Source organism: Streptomyces sp. NPDC058691, assembly GCF_042714775.1.
Lineage (GTDB): Bacteria > Actinomycetota > Actinomycetes > Streptomycetales > Streptomycetaceae > Actinacidiphila.
Genome location: NZ_JBHXSO010000042.1, coordinates 1 through 15,895 on the forward strand (window position 1 = coordinate 1; position 15,895 = coordinate 15,895).

Annotated in this window: 14 protein-coding genes; 11 read left to right on the plus strand and 3 right to left on the minus strand. The window is 71.9% G+C overall.

The features are described 5' to 3' along the window. The 3 genes from ACFWVC_RS26520 to truA all read left to right on the plus strand — a co-directional run. Positions 1 to 516, plus strand: a 516-nt coding sequence (locus ACFWVC_RS26520) for a DNA-directed RNA polymerase subunit alpha C-terminal domain-containing protein (protein WP_384291148.1), incomplete at its 5' end; no start/stop codon positions are given. A gap of 82 nt (positions 517 to 598) precedes the next feature. Then, a complete protein-coding gene (rplQ, locus tag ACFWVC_RS26525) occupies positions 599 to 1,102 on the plus strand; it encodes a 50S ribosomal protein L17 (protein WP_319658500.1) in 504 nt (167 codons plus the stop codon). A gap of 82 nt (positions 1,103 to 1,184) precedes the next feature. Further along, positions 1,185 to 2,048: a tRNA pseudouridine(38-40) synthase TruA gene (gene truA / locus ACFWVC_RS26530; protein WP_384291158.1), complete on the plus strand. Its 864-nt coding sequence runs from the start codon at positions 1,185 to 1,187 to the stop codon at positions 2,046 to 2,048. A gap of 370 nt (positions 2,049 to 2,418) precedes the next feature. Here truA and ACFWVC_RS26535 read toward each other — a convergent pair whose 3' ends face one another. Further along, entirely contained in the window at positions 2,419 to 4,266 is a 1,848-nt protein-coding gene (locus ACFWVC_RS26535; protein WP_384291161.1) for a hypothetical protein, read from the minus strand. 37 nt (positions 4,267 to 4,303) lie between these two features. Next, a complete protein-coding gene (locus ACFWVC_RS26540; protein WP_384291163.1) occupies positions 4,304 to 5,356 on the minus strand; it encodes a hypothetical protein in 1,053 nt (350 codons plus the stop codon). 66 nt (positions 5,357 to 5,422) lie between these two features. On the opposite strand from ACFWVC_RS26540, the gene ACFWVC_RS26545 reads away from it, so the two are divergent. The 4 genes from ACFWVC_RS26545 (at position 5,423) to glmM (ending at position 9,835) form a co-directional block, all read left to right on the plus strand. Beyond that, positions 5,423 to 7,045, plus strand: coding sequence for an ATP-binding cassette domain-containing protein (locus ACFWVC_RS26545; protein ID WP_384291168.1), 1,623 nt, complete (start codon positions 5,423 to 5,425; stop codon positions 7,043 to 7,045). A gap of 289 nt (positions 7,046 to 7,334) precedes the next feature. Beyond that, the gene (rplM, locus tag ACFWVC_RS26550; RefSeq protein ID WP_319658506.1) at positions 7,335 to 7,781 is read left to right on the plus strand and encodes a 50S ribosomal protein L13; all 447 of its coding nucleotides are present in this window, start codon (positions 7,335 to 7,337) and stop codon (positions 7,779 to 7,781) included. Between the two features lie 40 nt (positions 7,782 to 7,821). Then, positions 7,822 to 8,322 carry a 30S ribosomal protein S9 gene (rpsI, locus tag ACFWVC_RS26555; RefSeq protein WP_384291176.1) on the plus strand — a complete coding sequence of 167 codons (501 nt, stop codon included), beginning with the start codon at positions 7,822 to 7,824 and terminating at the stop codon, positions 8,320 to 8,322. 154 nt (positions 8,323 to 8,476) lie between these two features. Next, entirely contained in the window at positions 8,477 to 9,835 is a 1,359-nt protein-coding gene (glmM, locus tag ACFWVC_RS26560; RefSeq protein ID WP_384291182.1) for a phosphoglucosamine mutase, read from the plus strand. A 79-nt stretch (positions 9,836 to 9,914) separates the two neighbouring features. Here glmM and coaA read toward each other — a convergent pair whose 3' ends face one another. After that, positions 9,915 to 10,907 (minus strand): type I pantothenate kinase, encoded by a 993-nt coding sequence (coaA, locus tag ACFWVC_RS26565; protein ID WP_384291188.1) that lies wholly within the window; start codon positions 10,905 to 10,907, stop codon positions 9,915 to 9,917. A gap of 161 nt (positions 10,908 to 11,068) precedes the next feature. Between coaA and ACFWVC_RS26570 the strand changes: the two genes are divergently transcribed. The 4 genes from ACFWVC_RS26570 (at position 11,069) to ACFWVC_RS26585 (ending at position 15,173) form a co-directional block, all read left to right on the plus strand. After that, positions 11,069 to 12,043, plus strand: a complete 975-nt coding sequence (locus tag ACFWVC_RS26570; protein WP_384291194.1) for an ATP-binding cassette domain-containing protein — start codon at positions 11,069 to 11,071, stop codon at positions 12,041 to 12,043. Further along, a complete protein-coding gene (locus ACFWVC_RS26575) occupies positions 12,040 to 12,846 on the plus strand; it encodes an ABC transporter permease (protein WP_384291198.1) in 807 nt (268 codons plus the stop codon). Before ACFWVC_RS26570 ends, ACFWVC_RS26575 begins: the two co-directional genes overlap by 4 nt. Before the next feature lie 97 nt (positions 12,847 to 12,943). Next, positions 12,944 to 14,791 carry a glutamine--fructose-6-phosphate transaminase (isomerizing) gene (glmS, locus tag ACFWVC_RS26580; protein ID WP_384291202.1) on the plus strand — a complete coding sequence of 616 codons (1,848 nt, stop codon included), beginning with the start codon at positions 12,944 to 12,946 and terminating at the stop codon, positions 14,789 to 14,791. A gap of 13 nt (positions 14,792 to 14,804) precedes the next feature. After that, positions 14,805 to 15,173, plus strand: coding sequence for a holo-ACP synthase (locus tag ACFWVC_RS26585; RefSeq protein WP_384291206.1), 369 nt, complete (start codon positions 14,805 to 14,807; stop codon positions 15,171 to 15,173). The last annotated feature ends 722 nt before the right edge of the window (positions 15,174 to 15,895 follow it).

The following is a 15,895-nucleotide window of genomic DNA, read 5'->3' on the forward strand; positions in this document are numbered from 1 at the left end:
CCGGTGCTCAAGGTCAGCTACAAGGTCGAGGCGACCCGTGTCGAGCAGCGCACCGACTTCGACAAGCTGGTCGTCGACGTCGAGACCAAGCCGGCGATGCGTCCCCGTGACGCGGTGGCGTCGGCCGGTAAGACGCTGGTCGAGCTGTTCGGTCTCGCCCGCGAGCTGAACGTCGACGCCGAGGGCATCGACATGGGCCCGTCCCCGACGGACGCCGCCCTGGCGGCCGACCTCGCGCTCCCGATCGAGGAGCTCGAGCTCACCGTCCGTTCCTACAACTGCCTCAAGCGCGAGGGCATCCACTCCGTGGGTGAGCTCGTGGCGCGTTCCGAGGCCGACCTGCTCGACATCCGCAACTTCGGTGCGAAGTCGATCGACGAGGTCAAGGCGAAGCTGGCCGGAATGGGCCTGGCCCTCAAGGACAGCCCGCCCGGATTCGACCCGACCGCCGCGGCCGACGCCTTCGGCGCGGACGACGACGTCGACGCCGGTTTCGTCGAGACCGAGCAGTACTGATCTGACTGCCCCCAGGCGCCCGCTTGGGGGGCCCTGACACCGGTACCTGACACGGCCGGTGCAGAGATTGAGGAGAAACACCATGCCGAAGCCCGCCAAGGGTGCCCGTCTGGGCGGCAGCGCCGCGCACGAGCGTCTGCTTCTCGCGAACCTCGCGAAGTCGCTGTTCGAGCACGGCCGCATCACCACCACCGAGGCCAAGGCGCGCCGTCTGCGTCCGGTCGCGGAGCGCCTGATCACCAAGGCGAAGAAGGGCGACATCCACAACCGTCGCCTGGTGCTGCAGACGATCACGGACAAGAGCATCGTCCACACGCTCTTCACCGAGATCGCCCCGCGGTACGAGAACCGCCCGGGTGGCTACACCCGCATCACCAAGATCGGTAACCGTCGCGGCGACAACGCGCCGATGGCGGTCATCGAGCTGGTGGAGGCGCTGACCGTGGCCCAGCAGGCCACGGGCGAGGCGGAGGCCGCGACCAAGCGCGCGGTCAAGGAGGCCGAGACCAAGACCGAGGCTCCCGCCGAGGTCGAGGACAAGGCCGAGGCTGCCGAGGCTCCGGCCGAGGAGTCCAAGGACGCGTAAGGCGTACTCGGACGGGCCCGCACCCAGATTGCTGGGGGCGGGCCCGTTCCGTTTGAGGGACCGGTGGAGTGTGGAGTGGGTTGTGAGTGACGAGGTGGCGCCCGGCTTCGTCCGGGTGCGGCTGGACCTGGCGTACGACGGCGCCGAGTTCTCCGGCTGGGCGAAGCAGCGCAGCCGGAGGACCGTGCAGGGCGAGCTGGAGTCGGCCCTCCAGACCGTGCTGCGGTTGCCGGACCCGGTCGACCTGACCGTGGCCGGGCGCACGGACGCGGGCGTGCACGCGCGGGGACAGGTCGCGCACGTGGACCTGCCGCAGGACGTGTGGGCCCGGGAAGGCGACAAGCTGCTGCGGCGGCTGGCCGGGCGGCTGCCCTGGGACGTCCGGGTGTGGCGGGTCGGACAGGCCCCGGCGGGCTTCAACGCGCGGTTCTCGGCGGTCTGGCGGCGCTACGCCTACCGCGTCGGCGACCACCAGGGCGGTGTCGACCCGCTGCTGCGGGGCCATGTGCTGTGGCACGACCGGCCGGTCGACGTCGACCTCATGAACGCGGCGGCCGAGAGGCTGCTCGGGGAGCACGACTTCGCGGCGTACTGCAAGAAGCGCGAGGGCGCGACCACCATCCGCACCCTGCTGGAGCTGCACTGGGAGCGCGATCCCTCCGGGGTGGCCGTGGCGACCGTCCGTGCGGACGCGTTCTGCCACAACATGGTGCGGGCGCTGGTCGGGGCCATGCTGCTGGTCGGCGACGGGCACCGCGCGGAGGGCTTCCCCGGCGAGGTGCTGGCCGGACGCGTGCGGCACTCGGCGGTCAACGTCGTGCGACCCCACGGACTGACGCTGGAAGAGGTCGGCTACCCCCCGGACGACCAGCTCGCGGCGCGCAACCGCGAAGCACGCAACATGCGCACCCTCCCCTGCGCCCCCGCGACCCCCACCGACGCCTGAACGTGCCGTGGTGGGGCGCACCCGATTCGCGCCCCCGAATGGGCGCGGGGAACTGCGCGACCGGCCACGACGGGCCCGCGGTGTGCGTAGCGGCTCCGGCGTCGGGTGCAGGTCGGCGGCTACCTGAGCGGTGGCGTGCCCCGAAGGGGGCGCGGGGAACTGCGCGACAAACCACGACGGGCTCGCAGTGGGGGTACCGGCCTTCAGACGGAGCGGCCGCCGGCCGGGACGGATCCGCAGCGGCAACCCTGGCGCGGACGTAGGCCGCGCCTGAGTGTCCGGCGTGGGAATGTGCCTTGAAGGCGCGCGGGGAACTGCGCGACCAGCCACGACGGGCCCGCGGGGGACACACCGGTCGCCCGCGGAGCGTCTAGCGGCGGCGCAGGGCCGCGATGACCTGGGCGAGGACGTAGGCCGCGCCCAGGGACGTCACCACGAGCGGGACCGCGCGCAGGTGGCCGTGGAAGGCGCTGTACCAGGTGAAGGCGGCGCCCGGCAGCAGGAAGAACAGGTAGAGGGCCCGCAGCAGCCACCAGCGGTAGGGCAGCCGCAAAGGGGTGCCCGGGGGCGGGAAGGACAGGGCGCTCTCATCCGTGGTGAGCGAGTCCTTCACGCCGGTCAGGAAGCCCCGCTGGGCCAGTATCTGCGCGCCGGGGAGCCCGTCGAGGACGGCGGGGTGGTCCCCGAAGCCGACCGGGAGGGCCGGCAGGCCCAGGGCGGCGGCGGTGTCCGCGAGCCGCCGTGCGGGCGCGTCCGTGCCGCGCAGCAGGGACGTCAGGGGCCGTGCGTCGGGTATGCCGAAGGCGGCCGCGAGGGCGGCGGCGGTGGAGCCGGCCCTGTCGAGGGAGGGGACCGGCGCGCCGGGTGCCCATTCATGGGCGGCCAGCCTCCTGCCGCGCGAGGAGAGCGTGATCCCGTAGCGGTCGCCGGACCGCTGAAGCACGATCGCGGGCCACTTCTCGCCCGCCGTGAACAGGTCCACCACGCCCGCGAGACTGCCCTCGCCGGTCAGCTCGACGTAGGTGAAGCGCCTCCCGGCGGGCGCCAGCCGCAGCCCCGTGCGGCAGAGCAGCGCGGCCTGGGCGACGGCGGGCAGCGGCGCCGCGGCGACCGCGAGGGCGCGCGGGGCCCACTCCGGGGGACTGGCGGAAACCGGCGGCCGCGGCGGAGCGTGGAAGAACCGCGTGCGGGTGGCGACCTGCATGCGCACGCCGGTGCGGAAGTCGAGGAACTCCTGGAGCGGGTCGGCGCCCAGGTACGCCCAGGGCAGGCTCGTGGCGTGCACGCCGATGTCCCGGAAGACGGCCAGCGCCTCCTCCCAGCGGCTCGCCCGCAGCAGCATCAGGGCCAGGTGGTTGCGGAAGCCGGCGGCCTCCGGGTCGCCGGGGTCGTACCAGGTGGACAGCTCCAGGGCGCGGTCGACGGCGGCGGCGAGCCGGGCCGGGTCGATGACGTCCTCGCCGTCCTCGCCGTCGCCGGCGGCACCGCCGGCGACGATGTCGTACTCCACGGCGGCCAGCAGCGGCAGGGCGTTGATCTTCGATCCGGGCAGCGACTCCTCGGCGGCGTGCTCGGCGAAGTCGAACATCTCCTCGTGTGAGCCGTACCACTTCGCGCACAGGTACTGCAGCGCGGTGGCGTGGCAGCCGTAGTGGTGCGGCGAACGCTCGACGGCCTCGGCCCAGTAGGCGTCGAAGATCTCGCGGGAGGCCTGGATGCCGCGGGCGTGGGTGAGGGCGATGCGCCACGGCACGGGGTCGGAGGGGTTGAGCTCGGCGGCGCTGCCGATCACCGGGACGGCGTCCTTGAGCAGGGCGAAGAAGGCCTTGAACTGCTCGGGCGCGACGTCCTTGGCGCGGGCGCCGCTGCGTATCTCCCAGGCCTGGAGGATGGACAGGTCGGCCTTGACCAGCGTCGCGTCCGGGTCGCCGGGGGAGGCCGCCAGCCAGGCGTCCAGCCAGCCGGGGTTGTGCAGCGCGAACTGCGCCATCTCCGCCACGTACACGTCGCGCCGCTCCCACTCGCAGCCCAGCCGGGTGGCCGACAGCAGGTCCCGGGCCGGGGCGTGGTCGCCGGCGCCCGCCGCGGCCAGCGCGGCGCGCAGCGGGGCGCCGGGCACGTCGAGCACGACGGCCTCGTCCGGCGGCAGCCCGGCGCCGACGGCGGTGCCGTGGCGGAGCATGCGGGGGAGGGTCAGCAGCGTACGCAGGGAGGGCATGCCGTTCCGGTCCGGGTCGCGGGGGGAGAGGGGCGGGTCAGTTGTCCGGGGAGGCCACGGCGGAGGCCATAGCGGCGGCGGCCTGGTCCTTGCCGCGCTGGACGATGCGGTTGAAGGCGTAGTCGGAGCCGTCCTTGCCGGCCTGCCTGGCAACGGTGTCGGAGGCGGTGATGCGTCCGTTGTTCTTCAGCCCGGCGATGGTGAAGTACGCGTAGCGGCCCTTGGCGTTGGTGGTCGTCCGGCACGAGGTGGCGTGGCAGAAGGTGCCCACACCGCCGCCGGACAGCGGCAGGACGTACCCCTTGGCCTGCGACTTGGCCTTGCCGGCCGCGGACTGGTCGTCGAAGACGGCCACACCGACGGTGACGGCGACCTTGCCGCCGACGTAGGTGACGCGCAGGATCTTGCTGCAGCCGTTCTTCCGCAGCACGGCGGCGAGGCCGGCCGAGGCCGCGGAGGAGCAGCTCCCCTCCTTGGCGGCGGCCTTGGTGTACGTACGGCCGCCCCAAACGAGCTTCTTGCCGGGGAACAGCCCCGCCACCGACAGCGGGGCGGTGTCCTTCTTGCGGTCCGAGATGAAGTCCAGCGGGTTGAGCTGCGGCGGCGGGGAGACCTCGGAGAACGAGGGCTCCGGCGGCAGCGCCACCTCGGAGGGGGCGGACGAGGCGGTCGGGGTGGGGGAGGCCGACGGCCGGCCGGAGCTGACCACGGCGGTGGCGACGATCCCCGCGACGGCGGCGACGGCGAGGACGCCGCCGCCTATGAAGTAGAGCCTGCGGCGCCGGGCCCGGGACTCGGTCTCCTCCGCCAGCGCCGACCAGTCGGGCTCGCCGGTGGGCGGCGGGCCGAACTGCTGTTGCTGTTGCTGTTGCTGCTGCGACGGGCCGCGGGTGCCCTGACCGGGCAGCGGCGGCGCCCATTCGGCGGGCGGCGTCCAGGCGGGTTGCTGCGGCTGGTGGTCCGGGCCGCCGACGATGTTGCCTCGCAGTACCTGGCGCTGTTCCCCGGGCGTCCGGGGCGTGCTGTGCGGCCCCTGTGGTGCGGTCCATCCCTGGTTCGGGTTGTACGGCTGCTGCGGCCCTTCAGTCATGGCGCGGATTCTATAGAGGAGAAAACCCGTTTGGCGGCGGGCGGCCGCGCAACGAGAATCCAGGACATGGGACATGTCGACGTTGCACATCTGGAGTACTACCTGCCGGACGGGCGGGTGCTGCTCGGCGATGTCTCGTTCCGGGTGGGCGAAGGCGCCGCGGTGGCCCTCGTGGGGGCGAACGGCGCGGGCAAGACGACGCTTTTGCGGCTGATCTCGGGGGAGTTGAAGCCGCACGGCGGCACGGTCACCGTCGGCGGCGGACTCGGCGTGATGCCGCAGTTCGTCGGCTCGGTGCGGGACGACCGCACGGTGCGCGACCTGCTGGTGTCGGTCTCCCCGCCCCGCATCCGCGAGGCGGCCGGGGCCGTGGACGCCGCCGAGCTGGAGATCATGGCGCAGGACGACGAGGCCGCACAGCTCGCGTACGCGCAGGCGCTGAGCGACTGGGCGGAGGCACGCGGCTACGAGGCCGAGACGGTCTGGGACATGTGCACCATGGCCGCGCTCGGCGTCCCGTACGAGCGCGCGCAGTGGCGCGAGGTGCGGACGCTGTCGGGCGGCGAGCAGAAACGGCTCGTCCTGGAGGCGCTGCTGCGCGGCACCGACGAGGTGCTGCTGCTGGACGAGCCGGACAACTATCTGGACGTGCCCGGCAAGCGCTGGCTGGAGGAGCAGCTGCGGCAGACCCGCAAGACCGTGCTGTTCGTCTCCCACGACCGCGAGCTGCTGGCCCGCTCCGCCGAGAAGATCGTCTCCGTGGAGCCGGGGCCCGCGGGGTCGGACGTGTGGGTGCACGGCAGCGGCTTCGGCACGTACCACGAGGCGCGCCGCGAGCGCTTCGCCCGCTTCGAGGAGCTGCGGCGGCGCTGGGAGGAGGAGCACGCCAAGCTGAAGAAGCTGGTGCTGACCCTGCGTCAGCAGGCCGCGATCAGCCCCGACATGGCCTCCCGCTACCGGGCCGCGCAGACCCGGCTGAAGAGATTCGAGGACGCGGGGCCGCCGCAGGAGCCGCCGCGCGAGCAGGACATCCGCATGCGGCTGTCCGGCGGGCGCACCGGCGTGCGCGCCGTCACCTGCGAGCGGCTGGAGCTGACCGGGCTGATGAAGCCCTTCGACCTGGAGGTCTTCTACGGGGAGCGGGTCGCGGTGCTGGGGTCGAACGGCTCCGGCAAGTCGCACTTCCTGCGGCTGCTGGCCGGGGACGCCGGCGTCCGGCACACCGGGCAGTGGAAGCTGGGCGCCCGGGTCGTGCCGGGGCACTTCGCGCAGACCCACGCGCATCCGGAGCTGCTCGGGCGCACCCTTGTCGACATCCTGTGGACGGAGCACGCCCGCGACCGCGGCAAGGCGATGTCCGCCCTGCGGCGGTACGAGCTGGACCGCCAGGGCGACCAGCGCTTCGACCAGCTGTCCGGCGGGCAGCAGGCGCGCTTCCAGATCCTGCTGCTGGAGCTCTCGGGGACGACGGCGCTGCTGTTGGACGAGCCGACGGACAACCTCGACCTGGAGTCGGCGGAGGCCCTCCAGGAGGGCCTGGAGGCGTTCGACGGGACCGTGCTCGCGGTGACGCACGACCGCTGGTTCGCCCGCAGCTTCGACCGTTTCGTCGTCTTCGGCGCCGACGGGGTCCTCCGGGAGGTGCCGGAGCCGGTGTGGGACGAGTCACGCGTGGCGCGGGAGCGGTAGCGGGGACGCGGCGGAGCCGCGGTGCGGAGGGGGCGCGCGGCCCTGTGCGGAAGCGCCCGCACACGGCCGCGGCGACGCGTTTTGACCCGAACAGGGCGGCGCGGGTATTCTGCAGGTTCGTTATGCGTATTGGCTTGCTCGTTCTCACGTGAGAGGCCGCTACGCCGGTCCACCGGGCCGATGACCAGCGTTCGTCCAGCGGTTGCGTCGCCGCGGGGCGACAGGGCTGTCGTGATCGTCCGGGTGGCCTTGTCAGTACCCACTCACTGAAGAAGCGAAGGCTACGACCGTGCGTACGTTCAGCCCCAAGCCCGGCGATGTCCAGCGCCAGTGGCACGTCATCGACGCGCAGGACGTCGTCCTGGGCCGACTGGCGGCCCACACCGCGTCCCTCCTCCGGGGCAAGCACAAGCCGGTGTACGCGCCTCACGTTGACACTGGTGACTTCGTCATCATCATCAACGCCGACAAGGTGCACCTGTCCGGCAACAAGAAGCAGCAGAAGCTGGCCTACCGCCACTCCGGTTTCCCCGGCGGTCTCCGCTCCGTTCGTTACGACGAGCTGCTCGACAAGAACCCGGAGAAGGCCATCGAGAAGGCCGTCAAGGGAATGCTGCCCAAGAACACCCTGGGCCGTCAGATGCTCTCGAAGCTGAAGGTCTACGCGGGTGCCGAGCACCCGCACGGCGCTCAGCAGCCGGTTCCGTTCGAGATCAGCCAGGTCGCGCAGGGCTAGTCCCGGCCACCGTCAACACAGAAAGCATCTGAGGAGAATCGTGGCCGAGACCACCGCTGAGACCCCTCTCGTCGAGGACGGCGAGATCGTGGAGACCATCGAGATCCCGGAGGAGTACACCTCCGAGTCCCTCGCATCCCGCTTCGGCGAGCCCCAGCCGGCCGCCGGCACGGGCCGCCGCAAGGAGTCCGTCGCCCGCGTCCGGATCATCCCGGGCACCGGCAAGTGGACCATCAACGGTCGCACCCTGGAGGAGTACTTCCCCAACAAGGTGCACCAGCAGGAAGTCAACGAGCCGTTCAAGATCCTTGAGCTCGACGGCCGTTACGACGTCATCGCCCGCATCAACGGCGGCGGCATCTCCGGCCAGGCCGGTGCGCTGCGCCTGGGCGTCGCCCGTGCGCTGAACGAGGCGGACGTGGACAACAACCGCGGTCCGCTCAAGAAGGCCGGCTTCCTGACCCGCGACGCTCGCGAGATCGAGCGCAAGAAGGCCGGTCTGAAGAAGGCCCGCAAGGCTCCGCAGTACAGCAAGCGCTAATCTCGCGTCGCGCGCTGCGTTGCACTCACGTACGCCCCGGAGGCACTTTGTGCGTCTCCGGGGCGTACGCATTTCGGGGGGTGGGAGCGTATACCTGGAAAGACGCCTCACCGGGTGAGCGAGGCGCCGCACGGCATATCTCGGAGGAATGACTGTGGGACGACTCTTCGGTACGGACGGTGTGCGCGGTGTCGCCAACGCCGACCTGACAGCCGAGCTGGCGCTCGGGCTGTCGGTCGCGGCGGCGCATGTGCTCGCCGAGGCGGGCACCTTCGAAGGCCACAAGCCGGTGGCCGTGGTGGGGCGTGATCCGCGGGCGTCCGGAGAGTTCCTGGAGGCGGCGGTGGTGGCGGGACTCGCCAGCGCCGGCGTGGACGTCCTGCGGGTGGGCGTGCTGCCGACCCCGGCTGTGGCGTATCTCACCGGGGCGCTCGGCGCGGACCTGGGCGTGATGCTCTCCGCGAGCCACAACCCGATGCCCGACAACGGCGTCAAGTTCTTCGCCCGGGGCGGTCACAAGCTCGCCGACGAGCTGGAGGACCGCATCGAGGCCGTCTACGACGAGCACCGCACCGGGGCGCCCTGGGACCGCCCGACGGGCGCCGGCGTCGGCCGGGTCCGGGACTACGACGAGGGCTTCGACCAGTACGTCGCCCATCTGATCGGCGTCCTGCCCAACCGCCTCGACGGGCTGACGATCGTGCTGGACGAGGCGCACGGCGCCGCGGCCCGCGTCTCGCCCGAGGCCTTCACCCGCGCGGGCGCCGAGGTGATCACGATCGGCACCCAGCCGGACGGCCTCAACATCAATGACGGCTGCGGCTCCACGCACCTGGACCTGCTCAAGGCCGCCGTCATCGAGCACGGCGCTGACCTCGGCATCGCCCACGACGGCGACGCCGACCGCTGCCTGGCCGTGGACCACCTCGGCAACGAGGTCGACGGCGACCAGATCCTGGCCGTCCTGGCGCTCGCCCTGCGCGAGGCGGACCGGCTGCGCAAGAACACCGTCGTCGCGACCGTCATGTCCAACCTGGGCTTCAAGCTCGCCATGGAGCGCGAGGGGATCGACCTGATCCAGACCGCCGTCGGCGACCGCTATGTGCTGGAGTCCATGAAGGAGCACGGCTACGCGCTCGGCGGCGAGCAGTCGGGCCACGTGATCATCCTGGACCACGCCACCACCGGTGACGGCACCCTGACCGGCCTGATGCTGGCCGCCCGCGTGAGCGCCACCGGCCGCACGCTGGCCGACCTGGCGCAGGTCATGGAGCGGCTGCCGCAGGTGCTGGTCAACGTGCGTGACGTGGACAAGCACCGCGTGCACTCCTCGCCCGAGCTCACCGCCGCCGTGGAAGAGGCCGAGGCCGAGCTGGGCACCACCGGCCGTGTCCTGCTGCGCTCGTCGGGCACCGAGCCGCTGGTGCGCGTCATGGTCGAGGCCGCCGACATCGACCACGCCCGCTCGGTGGCCGGCCGGCTCGCCGACGCGGTGAAGTCCGCGCTCGGCTAGCCCCCCCGGCCGGACCGAGGACACTCCCCGTCCTGGCGTCGCCCCGGCGCCAGGACGACCGGCCCCCCCCCGCGCTCGCCTAGAGCTTGCGCAGGGACAGCTTCTGCACCTTGTGGTCGGCGCCCTTGCGCAGCACCAGCGTGGCCCGGCCGCGGGTGGGCAGGACGTTCTGGACCAGGTTCGGCTGGTTGATGGCGCGCCACGTGTGCCGGCCGTACTCCATGGCCTCCTCCTCGGAGACCTCGGTGTAGCGGTGGAAGTACGACAGCGGGTTCTGGAAGGCGGTCTCGCGCAGCTTGCGGAAGCGCGCCAGGTACCACTGCTCGATGTCCTCGGTGCGCGCGTCCACGTACACGCTGAAGTCGAAGTAGTCGGCGAGCGCCACGCGCGTGCGGCCGTCCTTGCCGGGCAGGGCCGGCTGCAGGACGTTGAGACCCTCCACGATGAGGATGTCCGGGCGCCGGACGACCAGTTCCCCGTCGGGCACGATGTCGTAGATCAGGTGGGAGTAGACCGGCGCGCGCACCTCGTCCTTGCCGGCCTTCACATCGGCGACGAAACGGGTGAGCGCCCGGCGGTCGTACGACTCGGGGAAGCCCTTGCGCGACATCAGCCCGCGGCGCTCCAGCTCGGCCTTGGGGAGCAGGAAACCGTCGGTGGTGACGAGTTCCACCCGGGGGTGCTCCGGCCAGCGGGCCAGCAGCGCCTGGAGGATGCGCGCGGTGGTGGACTTGCCGACCGCCACGCTGCCCGCGACCCCGATGACGAAGGGCGTGCCGGCCTGGGTGCCGTGGCCGCCCCCCATGTCGTCCAGGAAGGTGTTGACCGCGCCGCGCAGGCCGTGGGTGGCACCGACGTAGAGGTTCAGCAGCCGCGACAGCGGCAGGTAGACGTCGATCACCTCGTCCAGGTCGATGACGTCGCCCAGGCCCCGCAGCCGTTCGACCTCCTGAGCCGAGAGCGGCAGCGGCGTGCGGTCGCGCAGCGCGCTCCACTCCGCCCGGGTCAGGTCCACGTACGGGGTCGGCTCGGCGCGGCGGCGCGTCTGGTGGGGCGAAGTGGTCGGCGGCACGGATTCATTGTTGCGCCGGGATGAACGGCGCTCGCGGCGGGGTCGCCCGGCGGCGCACCGACCGGCTGTCAGCCGCCTGTCAGCCCGTTGTCAGTGGGGGAGAGGACAGTGGTGCGCATCGCACGAAGACCGTAGGAATCAGCACGGGGAGGACATCGCGGATGAGTTACGCGATCCAGGCGGAGGGCCTGGTCAAACGCTTCAAGGAGACGGAGGCCCTGTCCGGCGTCGACCTGGCCGCGCGCACGGGCACCGTGCTCGGCGTGCTCGGCCCGAACGGGGCCGGCAAGACCACCGCGGTGCGCATCCTCGCCACCCTGCTGCGGCCGGACGGCGGCCGCGCTCTGGTCGGCGGGCACGACGTCGTACGGGAGGCGGGCGCCGTGCGCGCCCTGGTCGGTCTCACCGGGCAGTACGCCGCGGTGGACGAGATGCTCACCGGCCACGAGAACCTGCTGATGATCGCGCGCCTGCTCGGCCTGCCCCGGCGCGAGGCCCGGGCCCGGGCGACCGGCCTGCTGGAGGACTTCCGGCTGTCCGACGCGGGCGGAAGGGCCGCCAAGACGTACTCCGGCGGCATGCGCCGCCGCCTCGACCTGGCCGCGAGCCTGGTCGGCCGGCCCCGCATCCTCTTCCTCGACGAGCCCACCACCGGCCTGGACCCGCACAGCCGCAACGAGTTGTGGGACATCGTCCGCGGCCTGGTCGGGGACGGCACGACCGTCCTGCTGACCACGCAGTACCTGGAGGAGGCCGACCAGCTCGCCGACGACATCGCCGTCATCGACCGCGGCCGCGTGATCGCCGAGGGCACCCCCGACGGCCTCAAGGAACAGGTCGGCGGCCAGGTGCTCCAGGTGCGCCCGATGGACGCCGGAGAACTGCACAAGGTGCACGCGCTGGTCTCGGTGATCGCCGGTCCGGCGGCCACGGTGGAGAACGGCGTGGTGACCGCGCCGGTGAACGACCCGGAACTCATGCCCGCCGTCGTACGCCGGCTGGACGAGGCCGGGGTGCGGGTGGGCGAGCTCACGCTGCGCCGCTCCAGCCTCGACGAGGTGTTCCTGTCCCTGACCGGGCACCGCGCGGCGGACGAGACGACGACCGACGAGGACAAGACGGAGGCCCTGGTATGAGCGCCGTGACGCTTGATGTGGCGCCGGCCGCCAAGGTGCGGCCCTGGGACGGGCTGCAGCAGACCTGCACCCTCGCCTGGCGCAACCTGGTGCAGATCAAGCACAACCCGATGGAGCTGATGGACCTCAGCGTCCAGCCCATCATGTTCGTGCTGCTGTTCACCTACGTCTTCGGCGGCCAGATGGCCGGTTCGCCGGAGGCCTATCTGCAGTACGCGCTCCCCGGGATCATCGTGCAGAACGCGCTCTTCGCGACGATGAACACCGCGATGGGCCTCAACATCGACCTCACCAAGGGGGTCCTGGACCGGCTGCGCTCCCTGCCGATCGCCCGCTCCGCGCCGCTCATGGGGCGCGTCGTGGCCGACCTCGGCAAGCAGCTCTGGTCGCTGCTGCTGATGCTCGGCCTCGGCATGGTGATGGGCTTCGACGTGAACGGCGGCGTCCCCGGCGTGCTCGGCGCGGCGGGTCTGCTGCTGGTCTTCGCGCTGGCGATGTCCTGGATGACGCTGCTCATCGGGATGCTGGTCTCCGAGCCGGAGAAGGTGATGACCTTCGGGTTCGTCCTGGTGATGCCGCTCACCTTCACCTCCAGCGCCTTCGTGCGGGCCGACACGATGCCGGGCTGGCTCAAGGCCTGGGCCGAGGTCAATCCCGTCACCCGTCTGGCCGACGCGGTGCGGGCGCTGCTGACCGGCAGCGGCGAGGTCGCGGGCCCGCTGATGTGGTCGCTGCTGTGGGCCGCCGGAATCGCCGTCGTGTTCGTGCCCCTGGTGATGCGCGCCTACCGCGCGCGGACCTGACCGAGCGCCCTCCGGCGCCCGGATGCCCGGCCTCCCGGGCATCCGGGCGGTCGGCTCCGGCTTCGGCGGCGGGCGCTCGCCGCTTAGAGTTCTCCTCATGTGCGGAATCGTTGGATACGTGGGCGGGCAGTCCGCCCTCGATGTGGTCATCGCAGGTCTGAAGCGTCTGGAGTACCGGGGGTACGACTCGGCCGGCGTCGCGGTCCTGGCGGACGGGGGCATGGCGGCGGCCAAGAAGGCGGGCAAGCTCGCCAACCTGGAGAAGCTGCTGGACGAGCGCCCGCTGCCGACCGGCCCGGCCGGCATCGGCCACACCCGCTGGGCCACCCACGGCGGCCCCACCGACGCCAACGCGCACCCGCACCTGGACAACGCGGGCCGGGTCGCCGTCGTCCACAACGGCATCATCGAGAACTTCGCCGCCCTGCGCGCGGAGCTCGCCGAGCGCGGCCACGACCTGCTCTCCGAGACCGACACCGAGGCAGTCGCCCACCTGCTCGCCGAGGCGTACTCCTCCACCGGCGACCTCACCGAGGCCATGCGCCAGGTCTGCCGCCGCCTGGACGGCGCCTTCACACTGGTCGCCGTCCACGCCGACGAGCCGGACGTCGTGGTGGGTGCCCGCCGCAACTCCCCGCTCGTCGTGGGCGTCGGCGACGGCGAGAACTTCCTCGCCTCCGATGTCTCGGCCTTCATCGACCACACCCGCGAGGCGATCGAGCTCGGCCAGGACCAGGTCGTCGAGCTGCGCCGGGAGGGCGTCACCGTCACCGACTTCGAGGGCAAGCCCGCCGAGGTCCGGCCGTACCACATCGACTGGGACGCCTCCGCCGCCGAGAAGGGCGGCTACGACTACTTCATGCTCAAGGAGATCGCCGAGCAGCCCAAGGCGGTCGCCGACACACTGCTGGGCCGGATCGACGCGAGCGGCCTGCTCACGCTGGACGAGGTCCGCATCCCCACCCACGTGCTGCGCGAGATCGACAAGATCGTGATCGTCGCCTGCGGCACCGCCTTCCACGCCGGCATGATCGCCAAGTACGCGATCGAGCACTGGACCCGGGTGCCCTGCGAGGTCGAGCTCGCCAGCGAGTTCCGCTACCGCGACCCGATCCTCGACTCGCGCAGCCTCGTCGTCGCCATCAGCCAGTCCGGCGAGACCATGGACACCCTCATGGCGCTGCGCCACGCGCGCGAGCAGGGCTCCAGGGTGCTCGCGATCTGCAACACCAACGGCTCGACCATCCCCCGCGAGTCCGACGCGGTCCTGTACACCCACGCGGGCCCCGAGGTCGCCGTCGCCTCCACCAAGGCGTTCCTCACCCAGGTGGTGGCCTGCTACCTCGTCGCCCTCTACCTCGGGCAGGTGCGCGGCACCAAGTGGGGCGACGAGATCACCGCCGTCATCCGCGAGCTCTCGCACATCTCCCAGCAGGTCGAGCAGGTGCTGGAGACCATGGAGCCGGTGCGCGAACTGGCCCGCTCCCTGGCGGACAAGAACACCGTCCTCTTCCTCGGACGCCACGTCGGCTACCCCGTCGCCCTCGAAGGCGCGCTCAAGCTCAAGGAGCTCGCCTACATGCACGCCGAGGGCTTCGCCGCCGGCGAGCTCAAGCACGGGCCCATCGCGCTCATCGAGGACGACCTGCCGGTCGTCGTGGTCGTCCCCTCCCCGCGCGGGCGGTCCGTGCTCCACGACAAGATCGTCTCCAACATCCAGGAGATCCGCGCCCGCGGCGCCCGCACGATCGTCATCGCCGAGGAGGGCGACGAGTCCGTCGTCCCCTACGCCGACCACCTCATCCGCGTGCCGCAGACGCCGACCCTGCTGCAGCCGCTGGTGGCGACCGTGCCGCTGCAGGTCTTCGCCTGCGAGCTGGCCACGGCCCGCGGCAACGAGGTGGACCAGCCGCGCAACCTCGCGAAGTCCGTCACCGTCGAATGACCCGGGGGCCCGCGTGATCATCGGGGTCGGCATCGACGTCGCCGAGATCGACCGCTTCGGGGAGTCCCTGGATCGCACCCCCGGCCTGGCCGAACGGCTCTTCCTCCCCGGCGAACTCCACCTCCCCAGCGGGGCCCGTCGCGGCACCGCCTCCCTCGCGGCGCGCTTCGCCGCGAAGGAGGCGGTCGCGAAGGCGCTGGGAGCCCCTGGGGGGCTCCACTGGGCGGACGCGGAGGTCGTCACGGAGGATTCGGGGCAGCCCCGCCTTGTCGTGCGGGGCACGGTCGCGGCGGCGGCGGAGGCGCTGGGGGTGCGGGTGTGGCATGTCTCGCTCAGTCATGACGCGGGGGTTGCGTCGGCGGTCGTCATCGCGGAGGGCTAGCCGCACGGCGCGGGGCGCCGTTGTGTGTGCGGTGAGGTTTCTCCCCCGCCCGCCCTCCCGTGTGCCCTGTGAAGTCTGGGCGGCCCGGCGCGCGTGCGGGGTGGGCCGGGTGCGGTGCCTCCGGGGCTGGCCATTCTGGACTGGGATATTTACGTGCGTTTCCAGCACCTGCTCATCCCGTCCCGCCCCGGATGGTGCACACAAATATCCCGCACCGTCCAGAACACCCACCCTCCCCCAGCCTTCGGCCGGGGGTGCCCCCAACTCCCCCGCCCCCTCCGTTTCGTCATGCGCCTGATCCCCAGTGGGGGGTTTGGAGGCGGTCCGGGCGACTGCGGTTGCCTGGATCACCTCCGTCGGTGTGGGCGGTGACGGCTGGGCGGCTGATGTGCCGCCGCACCAACCCTGGGCCTGTGCCATGGCTGCCTTCCACCCCCCACTGAGGATCAGGCGCTTGCTACTACGGAGGGGGCGGGGTCGTAGGGGTGGGCGTTCTGGACTGTGGAGCATATTTGGGTGCACAACCCGGGGTGACCAACGCAGAGTGCCTGAGGCACCGAAATGTGCTGTCCAGAATGGCCAGCCCCGGAGGCCCCGAACCCGGCACCCAACGAAACGGGCGCCGGGGTCACTGACTTCACAGGGCACACGGGAGGGAGGGCGGGCGGGAAAAGCGGGCACGCGGCCACCCCGCGCAACATCGGGGCGGCGATGGGAACATG